The sequence below is a fragment of the Pseudomonas sp. O230 genome, assembly GCF_045447035.1.
Classification (GTDB): Bacteria; Pseudomonadota; Gammaproteobacteria; order Pseudomonadales; family Pseudomonadaceae; genus Aquipseudomonas.
Genome location: NZ_JBJGXN010000010.1, coordinates 299891 through 315589, shown reverse-complemented (window position 1 = coordinate 315589; position 15699 = coordinate 299891). Strand labels below are relative to the sequence as shown.

General features: G+C 58.9%; 19 protein-coding genes. 6 read left to right on the top strand and 13 right to left on the bottom strand.

Translation table 11 applies throughout. From position 1 onward, the window contains the following. Nucleotides 1–49 precede the first annotated feature (49 nt). The 5 genes from ACI77H_RS22855 to ACI77H_RS22835 form a co-directional block, all read right to left on the bottom strand. Nucleotides 50–1090: a DNA topoisomerase IB gene (locus ACI77H_RS22855; RefSeq protein WP_407013973.1), complete on the bottom strand. Its 1041-nt coding sequence runs from the start codon at nt 1088–1090 to the stop codon at nt 50–52. A gap of 75 nt (nt 1091–1165) precedes the next feature. Continuing rightward, nucleotides 1166–2245: a molybdenum ABC transporter ATP-binding protein gene (gene modC / locus ACI77H_RS22850; RefSeq protein ID WP_407013972.1), complete on the bottom strand. Its 1080-nt coding sequence runs from the start codon at nt 2243–2245 to the stop codon at nt 1166–1168. Between the two features lie 3 nt (nt 2246–2248). Next, nucleotides 2249–2929, bottom strand: coding sequence for a molybdate ABC transporter permease subunit (modB, locus tag ACI77H_RS22845; RefSeq protein WP_150629875.1), 681 nt, complete (start codon nt 2927–2929; stop codon nt 2249–2251). After that, nucleotides 2930–3697 carry a molybdate ABC transporter substrate-binding protein gene (modA, locus tag ACI77H_RS22840; protein ID WP_407013971.1) on the bottom strand — a complete coding sequence of 256 codons (768 nt, stop codon included), beginning with the start codon at nt 3695–3697 and terminating at the stop codon, nt 2930–2932. Between the two features lie 130 nt (nt 3698–3827). After that, on the bottom strand, nt 3828–4898 hold the full coding sequence (locus ACI77H_RS22835; RefSeq protein WP_407013970.1) for an NAD(P)H-dependent flavin oxidoreductase: 1071 nt from the start codon (nt 4896–4898) through the stop codon (nt 3828–3830). A 248-nt stretch (nt 4899–5146) separates the two neighbouring features. Between ACI77H_RS22835 and ACI77H_RS22830 the strand changes: the two genes are divergently transcribed. Then, nucleotides 5147–6130 carry an MDR family oxidoreductase gene (locus ACI77H_RS22830; protein WP_407013969.1) on the top strand — a complete coding sequence of 328 codons (984 nt, stop codon included), beginning with the start codon at nt 5147–5149 and terminating at the stop codon, nt 6128–6130. Nucleotides 6131–6202: 72 nt separating this feature from the next. Here ACI77H_RS22830 and ada read toward each other — a convergent pair whose 3' ends face one another. The 5 genes from ada to ACI77H_RS22805 form a co-directional block, all read right to left on the bottom strand. After that, nucleotides 6203–7267: a bifunctional DNA-binding transcriptional regulator/O6-methylguanine-DNA methyltransferase Ada gene (ada, locus tag ACI77H_RS22825; protein ID WP_407013968.1), complete on the bottom strand. Its 1065-nt coding sequence runs from the start codon at nt 7265–7267 to the stop codon at nt 6203–6205. Between the two features lie 86 nt (nt 7268–7353). Continuing rightward, nucleotides 7354–8034: a DNA oxidative demethylase AlkB gene (gene alkB, locus ACI77H_RS22820; protein ID WP_407013967.1), complete on the bottom strand. Its 681-nt coding sequence runs from the start codon at nt 8032–8034 to the stop codon at nt 7354–7356. Beyond that, complete coding sequence (locus ACI77H_RS22815) at nt 8024–8731, bottom strand: 2OG-Fe(II) oxygenase (protein WP_407013966.1); 708 nt, start codon at nt 8729–8731, stop codon at nt 8024–8026. Before ACI77H_RS22815 ends, alkB begins: the two co-directional genes overlap by 11 nt. A gap of 125 nt (nt 8732–8856) precedes the next feature. Beyond that, nucleotides 8857–9033 (bottom strand): hypothetical protein, encoded by a 177-nt coding sequence (locus ACI77H_RS22810; protein ID WP_191623635.1) that lies wholly within the window; start codon nt 9031–9033, stop codon nt 8857–8859. Between the two features lie 27 nt (nt 9034–9060). Beyond that, entirely contained in the window at nt 9061–9363 is a 303-nt protein-coding gene (locus ACI77H_RS22805) for a DUF1883 domain-containing protein (RefSeq protein ID WP_150581206.1), read from the bottom strand. A gap of 212 nt (nt 9364–9575) precedes the next feature. On the opposite strand from ACI77H_RS22805, the gene ACI77H_RS22800 reads away from it, so the two are divergent. Beyond that, nucleotides 9576–9935 (top strand): hypothetical protein, encoded by a 360-nt coding sequence (locus tag ACI77H_RS22800; protein WP_407013965.1) that lies wholly within the window; start codon nt 9576–9578, stop codon nt 9933–9935. Between the two features lie 72 nt (nt 9936–10007). Continuing rightward, on the top strand, nt 10008–10238 hold the full coding sequence (locus ACI77H_RS22795; protein ID WP_407013964.1) for a hypothetical protein: 231 nt from the start codon (nt 10008–10010) through the stop codon (nt 10236–10238). 11 nt (nt 10239–10249) lie between these two features. Here ACI77H_RS22795 and ACI77H_RS22790 read toward each other — a convergent pair whose 3' ends face one another. Both ACI77H_RS22790 and ACI77H_RS22785 read right to left on the bottom strand, forming a co-directional pair. After that, on the bottom strand, nt 10250–10531 hold the full coding sequence (locus ACI77H_RS22790) for a hypothetical protein (RefSeq protein ID WP_407013963.1): 282 nt from the start codon (nt 10529–10531) through the stop codon (nt 10250–10252). Nucleotides 10532–10670: 139 nt separating this feature from the next. Continuing rightward, the gene (locus ACI77H_RS22785; protein ID WP_407013962.1) at nt 10671–10859 is read right to left on the bottom strand and encodes a hypothetical protein; all 189 of its coding nucleotides are present in this window, start codon (nt 10857–10859) and stop codon (nt 10671–10673) included. A 269-nt stretch (nt 10860–11128) separates the two neighbouring features. On the opposite strand from ACI77H_RS22785, the gene galU reads away from it, so the two are divergent. Both galU and gorA read left to right on the top strand, forming a co-directional pair. Then, complete coding sequence (galU, locus tag ACI77H_RS22780; protein ID WP_407013961.1) at nt 11129–11968, top strand: UTP--glucose-1-phosphate uridylyltransferase GalU; 840 nt, start codon at nt 11129–11131, stop codon at nt 11966–11968. Nucleotides 11969–12099: 131 nt separating this feature from the next. Then, nucleotides 12100–13458 (top strand): glutathione-disulfide reductase, encoded by a 1359-nt coding sequence (gene gorA, locus ACI77H_RS22775; RefSeq protein ID WP_407013960.1) that lies wholly within the window; start codon nt 12100–12102, stop codon nt 13456–13458. On the opposite strand, the gene ACI77H_RS22770 is transcribed toward gorA, so the two are convergent. Further along, nucleotides 13455–14465, bottom strand: coding sequence for a DNA-binding protein (locus tag ACI77H_RS22770; RefSeq protein WP_407013959.1), 1011 nt, complete (start codon nt 14463–14465; stop codon nt 13455–13457). The genes gorA and ACI77H_RS22770 overlap by 4 nt on opposite strands. 177 nt (nt 14466–14642) lie before the next feature. Between ACI77H_RS22770 and ACI77H_RS22765 the strand changes: the two genes are divergently transcribed. Next, entirely contained in the window at nt 14643–15581 is a 939-nt protein-coding gene (locus tag ACI77H_RS22765) for a site-specific integrase (RefSeq protein WP_407013958.1), read from the top strand. Nucleotides 15582–15699 lie beyond the last annotated feature (118 nt).

Here is a 15699-nt window from a genome sequence, read left to right as displayed (position 1 = left end):
GTCACAACAACTATAGAAGTCATTTGTAATCACGCAAAAAATGGACAGGTCAGTTCGTCGGTTGAGTCGCCTCGATCATCTTTTCCAAGTACATCGCCAACCCCACTTCTTCTGCCCTCAAGCCTTTACGCGTTCTCGGACGCGGTAACTCGGCCAGTGCCCCCAACAGGAAACCCTCGAGAACCGCGGGGTGGATGTAGCACTTGCGACACACCGCCGGGGTGTTGCCGAGTTGCCTGGCGACGTTCTTGACCATCTCCACGACGTGCCGCTTGGCGTCCGATTCGGGCTCCCACTGCAAACCGCGCAACACCGACAACGCCAGCGCGCTGCCCGCCCACGTGCGGTAATCCTTGGCGGTGAAGTCAGCGCCGGTGAGGGTTTGCAGGTACGCGTTGACGTCGGAGGAACTGACGGTGTGCCGCTCACCGTTTTCATCCAGATACTGAAACAGATTCTGCCCGGGAATCTCCTGGCAGCGCTTGATGATGCGCGCCAGGCGTCGGTCTTTCACGGTGATCTGGTGTTCGACGCCGCTCTTGCCACGGAACTGGAACCGGATCGCACTGCCGTTGACCTCGACGTGACGGTTGCGCAGGGTGGTCAGCCCATACGAGCGGTTGTCCCGGGCGTACTGCGTGTTGCCGACCCGGATCAGCGTCGCGTCGAGTAAGGTAATGACCGTGGCCATGACTTTGTCGCGACTGAAGCCCGGCGCCGCCAACAGCGTTTCAAGCTGTTGGCGCAGTTTCGGCAGTGCGAGCCCGAAATCCCGCAGGCGTGAGTATTTGTCGGCATCGCGCACTTCGCGCCAGCGCACATGGTAACGGTATTGCTTGCGGCCCCGGGCATCACGGCCAGTGGCTTGCAGGTGTCCGCGCGGGTCGGCGCAGATCCACACGTCAGTGTAGGCCGGGGGCACGGCGAGGGCGTTGATGCGTTTGATCTCGCCCGGGTCGGTGATGCGCTGTCCGTCCGGGTCGAAGTAGCAGAACTTGCCGCGCAGTTTCTTGCGGGCGATGCCGGGCTGGGAGTCATCGACATAATGCAGGTCCGGCGGCAGTACATCAGTCAGCGCGGAATCGGGCATGGCGGTAGTCCTTGGCGACGAATCAGGGGCCGTTACAGCCATTGACCGCGCGCCGATGCAGTGGTGCCAGCGGATTTACGCCAGCACCGCCACCGCTTTGATTTGCGCCCAGAGCTGCTGGCCGGGATGCACTTGCAGCTGATCCCGGGAATAGCGGGTAATACGGGCCAGCAGCGGCGTGCCGCCCGCGTCCAGACGGATCAGCACATGGGCGGCGTTGTCCGCGCCCATTTCACTGATCACGGTCACCGGCAGGCGGTTGAGGATGCTGCTTTGTTCGACGCTGTGCAGGCTCAGGCTGACATCGCGTGCCTGAACCTTGCAACGCAGCGCCTGACCGGCATCCAACGGCGTGTGCGCCACACGGATATTCAGAGCGGTGCCGGGCAGTTGCAAGGTCAGCAACTGATAGTCGGCGTCGTAAGCACTGACGTGGCCTTCGATCACCACGCCGGCGTCATCGCCCAATGCCAAAGGCAAATCGAGCCGAGCCAGCGTTTCACCGATAGGGCCGCTGGCCAGTGCTTTGCCGTTGCTGAGCAGGACGATGTGGTCGGCCAGCCGCGCCACTTCATCCTGGGAATGGCTGACGTACAGCACCGGGATGTCCAGCTCATCGTGCAACCTTTGCAGGTAGGGCAGGATTTCGCTTTTGCGTTGCGAGTCCAGCGCCGCCAGCGGTTCGTCCATCAGCAACAGTTCCGGACTGGTAAGCAGGGCGCGGGCGATGCCGACACGCTGTCGCTCGCCACCCGACAGGTGCTGTGGGTGGCGGTCCAGCAGATGACCGATACCCAAGAGTTCCGTCGCGTGAGCCATGTCGACCCGGCGTTGGTGTCTGGGGATCCGTTTGAGGCCGAACTGCAGATTCGCCAGCACCGACAAGTGCGTAAACAGACTGGCTTCCTGGAAGACATAACCGATCGCGCGTTTGTGCGGCGCTACGAAAAGCTTCTTGTCGCTGTCCTGCCAGACTTCATCGTTGACCTGGATAAATCCTTGTTCGGCCCGTTCCAGTCCCGCGATGCAGCGCAAGCACGTGGTCTTGCCCGAGCCGGAATGGCCGTAAAGCGCGGTGACGCCACGGCCGGGCAGTTGCAGGTCCACATCCAGGGCGAACCCCGAGTATTTCAGTTTCAGACGCGTTCGGATCATCGATCAGCTCCAGCCCGCTTTGGTTTTGCGGCTGGAGTAGAGCGCCAGCAACACGGCAAACGAAAACACCAGCATCGCCCCGGCCAGCCAGTGGGCCTGGGCGTATTCCATGGCTTCGACGTGATCGTAGATCTGCACCGAGACCACGCGGGTCTTGTCGGGGATGTTGCCGCCGATCATCAGCACCACGCCAAACTCACCGACGGTGTGGGCGAAACCGAGAATCGCGGCGGTGATGAATCCCGGTCGGGCCAGTGGCAGGATCACGCTGAAAAAAGTGTCCCAGGGATTGGCGCGCAAAGTCGCAGCCACTTCCAGTGGGCGGGTGCCGATGGCAGAAAATGCGTTTTGCAACGGCTGGACCACAAACGGCATCGAGTAGAGCACCGAGCCGATCACCAACCCGGCAAAACTGAACGTCAAGGTGCCGAGCCCCAGCGATTGAGTGAAGTGGCCGACAAAGCCGTTAGGGCCGAGCGCCAGCAACAGATAAAAACCAATCACCGTGGGTGGCAGCACCAGGGGCAGGGCGACAATCGCCCCGACCGGGCCGCGCAGCCAGGATTGGGTGCGCGAGAGCCATAACGCGATCGGGGTGCCGATCACCAGCAGGATAACCGTCGTCAGGGAGGCGAGTTTCAGGGTCAGCCAGATGGCGGAAAAATCGGCACTCGTCAGCGTCATTTAGAGTTGGTAACCGTAGGACTTGATGACAGCAGCGGCTTTCGGGCCTTTGAGGTAGTCAACCAGTGCCTTGGCGGCCGGGTTGTCCTTGCCTTTGTTGAGGATCACCGCATCTTGTTTGATCGGGTCGTGCAGGCTGGCTGGAACGATCCACGCCGAACCGCTGGTGACTTTGCCGTCTTTGTAGATCTGCGACAAGGCGACAAAACCCAGTTCTGCGTTACCAGTTGAGACAAACTGATAGGCCTGGGTGATGTTCTGGCCTTCAACGATCTTGTCTTTGACCCTGTCGGTCAGGCCCAGCCTGGCCAGAACCTGGGTGGCAGCAAGGCCATAAGGGGCGGCTTTCGGGTTGGCGATGGACAAATGCTGATACTCGTTCTTTTTCAGCACATCGCCCTTGGCGTCGACGTAACCGTCTTTGGCCGACCACAGCGCCAGGGTGCCGACAGCGTAAGTGAAGCGCGAGCCCTTTACAGTGTCGCCTTCGGCTTCGAGTTTTTGCGCGGTGGTGTCATCCGCCGAGAGGAACACCTCGAACGGCGCGCCATTCTTGATCTGCGTGTAGAACTGGCCGGTTGCACCAAAGGAGGTGACCAGTTTGTGCCCGGTGTCTTTCTCGAAATCGGCAGCGATCGCCTGGATAGGCGCGGTGAAGTTGGCCGCGACGGCGACCTGAACTTCGTCCGCGTGGGCCGCGCCGATGGCGAACACTGCGAGCAGACTTGCGAGGCAGGACGGGGCAAAACGTGAGGCACGAATGGTCATGAAACGGCTCCGTGGTAGGCAGGGGCGGCGAGGGGTGAAAGCGCTATATAGCGGAATATATAGCGAATTGCCTGCAAACGGAATGTGTTGAACTCGATTGCATTGCGGCGAGGCTCACTCGCTACTGGTCTTATGCCTGCCGGTGCAACAGTTTTGCCAACCCCTCTTGCGCCAAACGCTGCGTCAACTCCGCCGTCGTCATCTCAACCCCCAACGTAAACGCCTGCCCGGCCCAGAGGTTGCTGAAATCCGCTTCGCCCTTGGCCCGCAACGGCATCAACGCCCCACCCGCCAACGGGAAGGCCGGGGCTTTATCGCAGATCGGTCCGAGCTCGTGCATCACGCGATTGAGAATCCCGCGTGCGGGACGGCCGGTGAAAATATTGGTGATGGCGGTTTCGCTTTCTTTGGCCGTGCGCAACGCCTTGTGATGGGAGGCGTTGACCTTGGCTTCTGGCGTGAACAAATACGCCGTGCCCACCTGAACCGCGGACGCGCCCAACAGAAACGCCGCAGCGACGCCCCGCGCATCGGCAATGCCGCCGGCCGCAATCACCGGCACTTTCACCGCGTCGACAATTTGCGGCAGCAGTGCAAAAAGCCCCACCTGGCTGCTCAAGTCGTCGCTGAGAAACATGCCTCGATGGCCTCCAGCTTCGTAGCCCATGGCGATGATTGCGTCACAGCCATGCTGCTCAAGCCAGAGGGCTTCTTCGACCGTTGTCGCTGAAGACAGCACTTTCGCCCCGGTCGCCTTGACGCGATCCAGCAGGGATTTTTCCGGTAAGCCAAAGTGAAAGCTCACCACTTCGGGACGGCATTCTTCGATCACTTCACAGGTCGCGTTATCGAACGGCGCGCGATTGGACACAGGCGTCGGCGCGTCGAAATCCACGCCGAGTTCGCGGTAGTAGGGCTCCAACAGATTCTTCCAGTCCCGAGCGCGTTGCTCGTCGGCCGCAGGCGGTTGATGGCAGAAGAAGTTGACGTTGAACGGCCGCTGACTGTGTTGGCGAATGGTCTTCAATTCTTCGCGTAATTGCTCGGTGCTCAGCATGGCCGCGGGCATCGAGCCCAGGCCGCCGGCGTTGCTCGCGGCGATCACCATGGCCGAACCGGTTGCGCCCGCCATCGGGGCCTGGATGATCGGCAGTTCGATCCCCAGCAAATCAATAATTCGGGTGTTTGGCCATTGGTTCATTTCAAATGTTCTCCGGCATCAAAACAGGGCAGGACGGTAGAACGGGAGTTGTATCAGCAAAGCGGCGCGAGACCAACGAGTTGTAGCGGGTAGATCGTCAGTTTTGTAGCGCCGCTGCTCAGCACCTGCGGCCAGGTCGGGCTCGTGGGTGCCTGCGATGCAGTATTGGCTTAAGGTCGAGTACGGCAAAATGTTGCCGTGTGTTATTTCAACTGCACCACAACCCAGTGATTCCGTAGGAGATAGCAATGTTCCAAGGCATTTTGATCGACAAAGACGACAGCGGTTACCGGGCCACACTGCAAGAGATCAATGACGATCAGCTGCCCGAAGGCGATGTGACAGTGCGTGTGGCGTACAGCACGCTGAACTTCAAGGACGGTCTGGCGATCACCGGCAGCAGCCCGGTGGTGCGAAAATTCCCGATGGTGCCGGGCATTGATCTGGCGGGGACTGTCGAAGTCAGCGGGCATCCGGACTACAAGGTCGGTGATCAAGTCGTACTCAATGGCTGGGGCGTAGGCGAAGGGCATTGGGGCGGATTGGCACAGAAGGCGCGCCTGAATGGTGACTGGCTGATTCCGCTGCCTCAAGAGTTCACCGCTGCCCAGGCAATGGCGATCGGCACGGCCGGTTACACAGCGATGCTGAGCATCCTGGCCTTGGAGCATAACGGTGTGACACCTGAGCAGGGTGACGTGTTGGTCACAGGTGCCAACGGCGGTGTTGGCAGTTTCGCCATCGCATTGCTGAGCAAGCTCGGCTACCGGGTGGTCGCGTCCACTGGCCGCACCTCAGAACATGACTACCTCAAACAATTGGGTGCCAGCGAAATCATCGACCGCGCGACGTTGTCCGAGCCGGGAAAACCGCTGGGCAAAGAACGTTGGGCGGCCGTGATTGACTCGGTCGGCAGTCATACGCTGGCCAACGCTTGTGCCAGCACGAAAGCCAACGGCACTGTCGCGGCATGTGGTCTGGCGCAAGGCATGGACTTTCCCGCCTCTGTCGCCCCGTTCATTTTGCGCGGCGTGACCCTGGCCGGCATCAACAGCGTGACCCAACCCAAAGCCAGGCGGGTACTGGCCTGGAACCGTCTGGCCAAGGATCTGGACTTTGCCTTGTTGCCGCTGATCAGTCATGAAATCGGATTGAGTGAGGCGATCGATGCTGCACCGCGATTGCTCGCCGGTCAGTTACGTGGCCGTGTGGTGGTGGATGTAAATCGCTAACAGCGAAAATCGCAGCACTGCGCCAGCGCCTGCACAGTCTGCAGGCGCTGGCGCAGGCTGCGATCTTTGGATCTATAGGCCTTCACGCTCCAACAACTGCCGCTTGCGTTCCACCCCCCAACGATACCCGGACAAGTTGCCGTCACTGCGCACCACACGGTGGCACGGGATCGCCACCGCCAGACTGTTCGCACCGCAGGCTTGAGCCACGGCGCGCACCGCTTTCGGTGAGCCGATGCGCTGCGCGATATCGGCGTAGCTCGCGGTGCTGCCCACCGGAATCTCCCGCAGGGCTTGCCAGACTCGCTCTTGAAACGCGGTGCCGCGCACATCCAGTGGCAGGTCAAGGCCGATAGACGGCGCTTCGATAAACCCGACAACCTGGGCGATCAACTGCTCGAACCCGTGATCGGCGCCGATCAGATTGGCCCGCCGAAATTTGTCCTGCAGGTCGCAGACCAGTTGGTGCGGATCATCACCCAGCAGAATCGCGCACACCCCGCGCTCGCTTTGCGCCACCAGAATCGCCCCCAAAGAACATTGGCCGACGGCAAACCGAATGTCGTTGTTCTGGCCTTCGGCGCGGTAGTCGCCGGGTTTCATCCCCAGCAATTGATCCGCAGCCTCATAAAATCGGCTGTTGGAATTGAACCCTGCGTCATACAAGGCGTCGGTCACCGAGCCTCCATCGGTCAAGCGTTGGCGAACCTTGCGTGAACGGTGGGCCGTGGCGTAGCCCTTTGGCGTCAGCCCGGTGACGGCTTTAAACACTCGGTGAAAGTGGAAGCTGCTCAGACCTGCCACGGCGGCCAGTTCACTCAATGCTGGCAGATGCTCTGCGGTCTCGATCTGCCGGCACGCGGCGGCCACCGTCGCGGCATGTTGCGCGGCGACGTCACTTTGATCTTTCGCCGCGCGTTTGCTCGCGCGATAACCGGCTGCCTGGGCTTGCTCGGCCGTGTCGAAGAATTCGACATTCTGCGGCTTGGGTAAACGCGCCAGACTGCTGGGGCTGCAATAGATGCCGGTAGTCTTCACTGCATATACAAACTGCCCGTCAGCGCGGGGATCACGCGCGACGATGGCGGCCCAGCGCGGATCGTTTTCGGTGGCGATTTTTGTCGATTGGCGTGTCATGGCTGCTTGTCCGTTGACCTGTTTGATTCAGATTAACCAGCGGGCGGAGGCGTTGCACTCCGGGGCTTGCGGTCAAATTCGAGGACTCACTCAGCGGTACGAAACGTGAAGTTGATCCGCTGCTCGCCCATTCGCGGGTGCTGGCCGTCCTTGATCGGCAAGACACCGTGATAACGCAAGCGATCAACGCCGCCCCAGACCACGATATCGCCATGCAACAGCGGCACTCGCTGGCTTTTATCGCTGCGTTCAAACCCTCCGAAGAGAAACATCGCCGGCAAGCCCAGGGATACCGAAACGATTGGCGCTGTGTAGGCAGCTTCATTCTTGTCTTGATGCAATGACATTTTGGCGCCGGGGATATAGCGGTTGATCAGGCAGGAATCGGGAACGAAATCAGCAAAACCGGCTTCGCGCGCTGCCGCTTGTGCGAGCGCAATAAACACCGCGGGCATCATCGGCCAGGGAGCGTCGGTTTGCGGATCATTGCGCGTGTATCGATAACCGCTGCGGTCGGTGGTCCAGCCCCATGTACCGCAACTGCTCATGGCTGCCGACATGGTAAAACCGCCGGGCGTGACCATTTGCCGAAGCGGTGCGGCGGCCAGGACGGCTTCAAGTGCCGGCAGCAATTGATCCAGCCAGGGTAGGGCAAAGCCCCTGAGTACGAAGGATTGTTCGCCGATCTGCTCGCGCCGAGGTTGCTGCTCGGGCTCGGCGTCGGCAAAAAGGTCGAATGTGCTCGGGTTCATGGGGTCAAGACGCATCGTGAAAGATGATTCCAAGGGTATGCCGTTTGCCGCTGTGCAGGCGACTCACCCCGTGGCGCAGGGTGACCCGGAAGTAGCCGCGAACGCCTTTGACCGGCCGTTGGTTGACGGCAAAGATCAGTCCATCACCTTTCTTCAGGCCAATCACCTGGGGGCGCGACTGCATCCGTGGACGTTGCTCGGTCAGTACAAACTCGCCGCCGGTGAAATCTTCGTCTGGCTCTGACAGAAGAATCGCCACTTGCAGCGGGAAGACGTGTTCACCGTACAGATCCTGATGCAGGCAGTTGTAGTCCTGTGGCCCATATTGCAGCAACAACGGCGTTGGACGCTTCTGACCGGCGGCATGACAACGCTCAAGGAACGCCTCATGCCGTTGAGGGAAACGGATCGGCAAGTCCATCTGCTCGTACCAGCGATTGGCAATCGGCACCAGTCGCGGGTAGAGCGCATTGCGCATTCGGCAGACGAGGTCCGGTAGCGGGTAGCGGAAATATTTGTACTCGCCACGGCCAAAACCGTGACGGGCCATCATGACCTGGGAGCGGAAAGGCTCGGGTTTCGCATAGAGCGAGCTGATGTCGTCGCACGCTTCGGCACTCAGCAATGACCGAATGATAGCGCAGCCATCCTGATCGAGTTGCTGGTACAGGCTGTCCCAGTCGAGTGCGTCGAGCGTACGCTCGTTAAACATGTGCTGACTCCTAAACCCAGGGTTGAGGTGGCCAGTCTAGGGCGCGCTGCAGTCGAGAACACTCCGGCGCTTGCGGTCGAATTCAACGGACGGAGCAGACATCCAGGTTGTCGCTCCGAATCCCGTTACAGCGCTTTGCTGACGCTGATGTCGCTGATGACGTCTTCGCTCTGGCCATGAAGGGCGTCCAGCGCGGCTTTAGCCTCTGCTTCGGTGCCGTTTTCCAGTTGGGCGAACTCGAAGCGGCGTTCACCGTTGAGTTTGTATTTGATGACGTACTTGGTCGTTTGGGCCACGGTCATATCTGCCTGTGTTCGAGTCGGGGGTGCTCAGCTCAGTTTCGTGGTAGAGCGGCGGATGATCTTGATCGAGTGAGTCAGGGTCGGCTTGCGGGTCACGCTGATTGGCCGGCGGTTGACGGTGTCGATGGTGATGTTCCAGAAACCGGTGCTCGGTGCAGTAATGCGGGCCGGGAAGGTGTCGAACGCACCGCCATGGTAAGTGTGACGGCCGCCATTCTTGAAACTGCGGAAATTGGCGTCGTTCATCAAGCGGATGTTGCACGTTTGCGAGCACTGGATGACGACGATGTCGTCTTCGTTGAGGTGCTCGCGCTGGTGGATAAATTTCATGAGGCGCCTCCAGAAGGGCTTTTTCTACAAAATCAAAACGATAGCATGGGCGATTGGCGCAGTTTATCAGCCCGAACGGGTTATTATCCGGTCGTCGAGCTCGGCTTTGACAATTAAAAACAGTTATTCGGAATTCTATGAGCGATAAAAGCGGTGGGCCTCGGAGAAAACCAGCGTTTGTGCTGTCGGAGGGTCTTTATCGGAGGTTTTGTATGAAGTGGGGTCCGTGGGTCTTGCCATTGGCGTTGGCGATGAGTGGTTGTGCGAGTGTCTCGGAAATCAACGAGACACTACCCACCATGAACGTGATTTCAGGCAAGAAGCCCCATGAGTACGCACAATGCCTGACCGAGAAACTGGCCAGCAGCCGCGGTGCCCTGCAAGTCGAGCCGCAAGAGAAAGAAGGTGTGCGGGTCATCGTGCCGCAGAAGTTCTCCTCAGGCCCGGCCGCCGTATTCGATATCGAAGAACGCTCCAGTGGCAGCAGCATCAAGCTGCATGAGCGCATTTCAAATGTGCCATTGCGCCCCATGGATGTACGCAATGCCGCTACCGCGTGCATTTCCGGCTGATAGACTGGCAACAGTCAGCATCGATGCCGTCAACGCAAGGCTTTGGCGGCATTGTCATTTCTGGAGTCGAGCATGAAGCGAGAGCAGGTACGGGAGCGGCACGCAGAGGGTCAAATTTCTGCTACCCACGTGATTCAGAATCCGGCCGATCCGGGGGAATGGATCGTATTTTTCAAGAAAAGCGCCGGGCGCAGCTATTTTCTGGTGGACGATAACGATGAAGTCGAGTCCTTCAGTCGTCTCGACGATCTGATCGAGACCGTGCGCGGTCTCGGGATCAAATTCGCCGAAATTCACATGTAGGGCAGGGCGCCTTACTTGCAGACCACCACGACGCTGCGGTTTTTGTAGTTGCCTACGTCGACGCCGAGGGTCTTGTCGCTTTCCTTGGTCGAAGGCGTACCGTCGGTGCCGACGATTCGATAGCCGGTGCCGGCGCAGGAGGCATCGGCTTTTTCATAGCAGGTGGCCCAGGAATTGGCTTCACCGGAGCAGTCGATGGACAGGCCTGTTTCGCCATTGTCCAGGTAAGTCTTTTCCGAGGTGGCGCAGCCGCTCAGGGCCAATACCGCAATCAGAGGCAAAAATTTATTCATGTCGTTGTCGTCGTCAGGATGATGGGGCTTAGCGCTGTGACAGCGCCGGAATCAAAAGGTTATAGCGAAAGGCCACTTCGTTTCAGCCAATCACAAAAAAGCCCTGCGCGAGGCAGGGCTTGGGTAAGTAGGGTGCTTCTCAGGACTTGTCCTTGCCGCGACGTTTTGGGGCTGGGTGTTCGAGCTCCAATACGGACGCCACTTCAATCGCCGACGCTTCGGTCGGGAATGGCCCGGCGATGTTTTCGCCGCCGCCGCTGGCTACCCACCACTGGCCGTCTTTCGCCTGATTGATCAGGAACCCGTTGACGCTTTTTGCTTCCGACATCTATCTGCCTCGTTGGCTGGTTCAATTGCGCAATGATAACGCCAAACGCACGCAACGGGTGCTGATGGGCGTATGGTGGTTTCGTTTGATTCGCAGGCGCGGGTCGGAAACTCTGCTATCTATAAGAGGCGGCGCGACGTTCTGCGGAACTATCCGCGAGATTATTTCTCTATGATGGCATCGGTTAGCCAGTGCGGGGCATTGTAAGGTGCGCGCCGCCTGATTAGACTGCGCCGAAACTCGTACACACAGCCCTTTCAAGGACTTTTATGATCAAGAAATGCTTGTTCCCAGCAGCCGGTTACGGTACTCGCTTCCTGCCAGCGACTAAAGCCATGCCCAAAGAAATGCTGCCGGTGGTAAACAAGCCACTGATCCAGTACGGCGTCGAAGAAGCACTGGATGCCGGGTTGACCGAGATCTCCATCGTCACCGGTCGTGGCAAGCGTGCTCTGGAAGACCACTTCGACATCAGCTATGAGCTGGAAAACCAGATCAAGGGCACCGACAAAGAGAAATACTTGGTCGGTATCCGCAAACTGCTCGACGAGTGCTCGTTCTCCTACACTCGCCAGACCGAAATGAAAGGCTTGGGTCATGCCATCCTGACCGGTCGTCCGCTGATCGGCGACGAACCTTTCGCCGTGGTGCTCGCGGATGACTTGTGCGTCAACCTCGACGGTGACGGCGTACTGACGCAGATGGTCAAACTGTACAAACAGTACCGCTGCTCGATCATTGCGATCCAGGAAGTCGATCCGCTGGAAACCAACAAGTATGGCGTGATTTCCGGTGACCTGATTGGCGATGATCTGTACCGTGTTCGCAACATGGTCGAGAAACCAGCCCCGGAAGACGCACCGTCGAACCTCGCAATCATCGGTCGTTACATCCTGACGCCGGACATCTTCGACCTGATCAAGCAAACCGAGCCAGGCAAGGGCGGCGAGATCCAGATCACCGACGCCTTGATGAAACAGGCGCAAAACGGTTGCGTGATTGCCTACAAATTCAAAGGCAAGCGTTTCGACTGTGGTGGTGCTGAAGGCTACATCGAAGCGACCAACTTCTGCTTTGAGAACTTCTACAAGACAGGCAAGGCTTACTGATAGCGTTTGAGCTGCTTGTTTCTTAAAAGCCACCTTCGGGTGGCTTTTTCATTTTCTGCCCCCAAATAGTCTGCAGCGCTTGCCCAACAAATGGCGGCAGGTATGCTGGTCACCTGCCGAGGAGATTGAAAATGGCCTACGATTTTGACCTTTATGTGATTGGCGCCGGTTCCGGCGGTGTGCGAGCGGCGCGTTTTGCGGCCGGGTTTGGTGCGAAAGTGGCTGTGGCCGAAAGCCGCTACCTGGGTGGTACGTGCGTGAACGTCGGCTGCGTGCCGAAGAAGTTGCTGGTCTACGGCGCGCACTTCGCCGAAGACTTCGAGCAATCTTCGGGCTTTGGCTGGACCCCGGGCGAGGCGAAGTTCGATTGGGCGACGCTGATTGCCAACAAGGATCGCGAGATCAATCGCCTGAATGGGATCTATCGCAACCTGCTGGTCAACAGTGGCGTGACCTTGCATGAAGGTCACGCGAAGATCGTCGATCCTAATACGGTCGAGATCAATGGCGAGCGTTTTACCGCGAAGAACATTCTGATTGCTACCGGCGGCTGGCCGCAGATTCCGGAGATTCCGGGGCACGAGCATGCGATCAGCTCCAATCAGGCGTTCTTCCTGAAAGAGCTGCCTAAGCGTGTTCTGGTGGTCGGGGGGGGTTACATTGCCGTCGAATTCGCCGGGATATTCCACGGCCTGGGCGCCGAAACCACATTGCTGTATCGCGGTGACCTGTTCCTGCGCGGTTTCGACGGTGCGGTTCGCAAGCACTTGCAGGAAGAGCTGACCAAGCGTGGCATGGACCTGCAATTCAATGCCGACATCGAGCGCATTGAAAAACTCGCCGACGGCAGTCTGAAGGTGACGCTCAAGGACGGTCGCCAGCTGGAAGCCGATTGCGTGTTTTACGCCACCGGCCGCCGTCCGATGCTGGACAACCTGGGTCTGGAAAACACCGGGGTCAAACTCGACAAGAAAGGCTTCGTCGAGGTCGATGAGCAATACCAGACTGCCGAGCCGTCGATCCTCGCGCTGGGCGATGTGATCGGCCGGGTTCAGCTCACACCCGTTGCGCTGGCCGAAGGCATGGCCGTTGCGCGTCGCTTGTTCAAGCCTGAGCAGTATCGCCCGGTGGATTACAAGATGATCCCGACGGCCGTGTTCAGCTTGCCGAACATCGGTACTGTCGGCCTCACGGAAGAAGAGGCTCGCGAGGCCGGCCATGATGTGGTGATCTTCGAAAGTCGTTTCCGCCCGATGAAACTGACCTTGACCGAGTGTCAGGAGCGCACGCTGATGAAGCTTGTGGTAGACGGCAAAACCGACAAGGTTTTGGGCTGCCATATGGTCGGGCCGGATGCCGGCGAGATCGTGCAAGGTCTGGCGATTGCCTTGAAGGCGGGCGCTACCAAGCGCGACTTCGACGAAACCATCGGCGTGCATCCGACCGCCGCCGAAGAGTTCGTCACCATGCGTACGCCGGTCGCCGGTTAATCGGCCTTGGCTGCGTCTGGCGCTGTCGCAATGACCGCTGCCAGGCGCACGCTTTCATCGAGGCTCGCCTGAGTCTTCAGTAGTTCGATTTCCAGTGCTTTGTTTATCTGCGATTGCTCCTCGACGCTCTGCTTCAGCGACTGGCTCTCCAGCAGTGCTGTGCGCAGACGATCCTGAAGGAGCGTGCGTTCGCTGTCGATCCGGTTGACCTGTTCCAGCAACTGATCCTGACGGCTATGGGTGTGCTTGAGCTGCTCCTGCAACAGGCTCAACTCGCGCAACGTGCCACGGTTTTCGGTGAGCAGGCGCTCGTTGTCACGGTGCAGTTGAGTGATTTCATCCTGGCGTACCAGGGCGCTTTGCTGAGCCTGGCGCAACTCCATCTGAATCTGCTGCACCTGGCCTTCATGACGGCTTTGGTCCTGCTCGCGCTGCTCTTTGACGGCGTTGCGATAGTGTTCGAGTGCATCGCGGGCGTGAAGGTGTTTTTCTTCAAGGGAGCGGATCTGCTCGTCTTTGTCCTGCAAGCGCAACTCAAAATCGGCCAGCGCCTGGTTCATGCCGGCGTTGCGGGTTTGCTCGGTCTGCAGCATCGAGAGGGTGTTTTGCAGGGTGTCGGACTCCTGCGTCAGCGCCAGGGTTTGAATCTCGTACTGCTGCTGCAGTTCGCTGTTGGCTTCTTGGGCATTTATCAGCCGGTTTTCCAGGTCTTTTCGTTGCTGTTCGAACTGCGCGCGTGCCTGGTCGATGGGTTCCTGCGCCTGCTCTTTGAGCCGTAGCGCAAGGCGTGAAACCAGCCCTGCCAATTCGTCATCGATCGGCTCGGAGGAGGGGGCGGCGGGTTCAACGCCGTCATCCAGTTCCTTCAGATAGCGGTGGATGGTGGTTTTCGAGCCGGTATTGCCCATCTCGATCCGTACTGCATCGATGCTGGGGTTTTCACCGCGAGCCAGAATTGCCAAGCGTGCCGCTTGCACCACTGCTTTGTTTACACCGCCGCGTGCCATGAACTCTCCTACGATTTCGTACTGTGGTACATACCACTAAAGTACACAATGTACCACGCCATCAAACAACATTAAATACGTGACGTATTCATGCGGGATATACTGGTATTACCCCGTGTGATGCACGCTGGCGCGGGTTTTCAGCCAAGAAAAAGTACGACTTCGAGAAGTAAGCCCATGAGCGATCTGGATCGTTACCTGCAAGCCGCCACGCGCGACAACACTCGCCGTAGCTATCGCGCGGCCATCGAGCATTTCGAAGTGGGTTGGGGTGGGTTTCTGCCGGCCACTGCTGACAGCGTCGCGCGCTATCTGGTGGCGTATGCGGGTGAGTTATCGATCAATACGTTGAAGCTGCGTTTGTCGGCGCTGGCGCAGTGGCATAACAGCCAGGGGTTTGCCGATCCGACCAAGGCGCCCGTCGTGCGCAAAGTCTTCAAAGGCATTCGCGCACTGCACCCGGCGCAGGAAAAGCAGGCGGAGCCATTGCAGCTTCAACATCTGGAGCAAGTGGTGGCCTGGCTTGAACAGGAAGCGCTCACCGCGGAATCAGAAAACGATCGGCCGGCGCTGCTGCGGGCGCGACGTGACATGGCGTTGATCTTGTTGGGCTTCTGGCGCGGGTTTCGTAGCGACGAGTTGTGCCGCGTACAGATTGAGCACGTGCAGGCCAGCGCCGGTTCAGGCATCACCTTGTATCTGCCGCGCAGCAAGAGCGACCGCGAAAACCTTGGCAAGACCTACCAGACACCGGCGTTGCAGCGATTGTGTCCGGTGCAGGCATACATCGCCTGGCTGACCGAAGCCGCATTGGTACGCGGGCCGGTGTTCCGTGGTATCGACCGCTGGGGCAATCTGGGTGAAGAGGGTTTGCACGCCAATAGCGTCATCCCGCTATTGCGTCAGGCACTGGAGCGCGCCGGGATTCCGGCCGAGCACTACACCAGCCATTCGTTGCGACGCGGTTTTGCTACGTGGGCCCATCAAAGCGGTTGGGATTTGAAATCGTTGATGAGTTACGTCGGCTGGAAGGATATGAAGTCGGCCATGCGTTACGTGGAAGCCAGCCCTTTTCTGGGGATGGCGCGGATTTCGGAAAAGCCGTTAGCGCCATAGATACCGTTTCCTTCTATTAATACTGTCTGCTAATAGCGAAAACCAATCAGCAGCATGAGCTTTGCCAATGAGCCATCCGTCCGTCGAGTGGGTAGAGTTCACGCCATCAACTTATTAA

What these genes read in the sequence shown, in the direction of transcription:
- ACI77H_RS22855 (WP_407013973.1), bottom strand. Translation starts at nt 1,090, where the DNA reads ATGCCCGATTCCGCGCTGACTGATGTACTGCCGCCGGACCTGCATTAT.
- modC (WP_407013972.1), bottom strand. Translation starts at nt 2,245, where the DNA reads ATGATCCGAACGCGTCTGAAACTGAAATACTCGGGGTTCGCCCTGGAT.
- modB (WP_150629875.1), bottom strand. Translation starts at nt 2,929, where the DNA reads ATGACGCTGACGAGTGCCGATTTTTCCGCCATCTGGCTGACCCTGAAA.
- modA (WP_407013971.1), bottom strand. Translation starts at nt 3,697, where the DNA reads ATGACCATTCGTGCCTCACGTTTTGCCCCGTCCTGCCTCGCAAGTCTG.
- ACI77H_RS22835 (WP_407013970.1), bottom strand. Translation starts at nt 4,898, where the DNA reads ATGAACCAATGGCCAAACACCCGAATTATTGATTTGCTGGGGATCGAA.
- ACI77H_RS22830 (WP_407013969.1), top strand. Translation starts at nt 5,147, where the DNA reads ATGTTCCAAGGCATTTTGATCGACAAAGACGACAGCGGTTACCGGGCC.
- ada (WP_407013968.1), bottom strand. Translation starts at nt 7,267, where the DNA reads ATGACACGCCAATCGACAAAAATCGCCACCGAAAACGATCCGCGCTGG.
- alkB (WP_407013967.1), bottom strand. Translation starts at nt 8,034, where the DNA reads ATGCGTCTTGACCCCATGAACCCGAGCACATTCGACCTTTTTGCCGAC.
- ACI77H_RS22815 (WP_407013966.1), bottom strand. Translation starts at nt 8,731, where the DNA reads ATGTTTAACGAGCGTACGCTCGACGCACTCGACTGGGACAGCCTGTAC.
- ACI77H_RS22810 (WP_191623635.1), bottom strand. Translation starts at nt 9,033, where the DNA reads ATGACCGTGGCCCAAACGACCAAGTACGTCATCAAATACAAACTCAAC.
- ACI77H_RS22805 (WP_150581206.1), bottom strand. Translation starts at nt 9,363, where the DNA reads ATGAAATTTATCCACCAGCGCGAGCACCTCAACGAAGACGACATCGTC.
- ACI77H_RS22800 (WP_407013965.1), top strand. Translation starts at nt 9,576, where the DNA reads ATGAAGTGGGGTCCGTGGGTCTTGCCATTGGCGTTGGCGATGAGTGGT.
- ACI77H_RS22795 (WP_407013964.1), top strand. Translation starts at nt 10,008, where the DNA reads ATGAAGCGAGAGCAGGTACGGGAGCGGCACGCAGAGGGTCAAATTTCT.
- ACI77H_RS22790 (WP_407013963.1), bottom strand. Translation starts at nt 10,531, where the DNA reads ATGAATAAATTTTTGCCTCTGATTGCGGTATTGGCCCTGAGCGGCTGC.
- ACI77H_RS22785 (WP_407013962.1), bottom strand. Translation starts at nt 10,859, where the DNA reads ATGTCGGAAGCAAAAAGCGTCAACGGGTTCCTGATCAATCAGGCGAAA.
- galU (WP_407013961.1), top strand. Translation starts at nt 11,129, where the DNA reads ATGATCAAGAAATGCTTGTTCCCAGCAGCCGGTTACGGTACTCGCTTC.
- gorA (WP_407013960.1), top strand. Translation starts at nt 12,100, where the DNA reads ATGGCCTACGATTTTGACCTTTATGTGATTGGCGCCGGTTCCGGCGGT.
- ACI77H_RS22770 (WP_407013959.1), bottom strand. Translation starts at nt 14,465, where the DNA reads ATGGCACGCGGCGGTGTAAACAAAGCAGTGGTGCAAGCGGCACGCTTG.
- ACI77H_RS22765 (WP_407013958.1), top strand. Translation starts at nt 14,643, where the DNA reads ATGAGCGATCTGGATCGTTACCTGCAAGCCGCCACGCGCGACAACACT.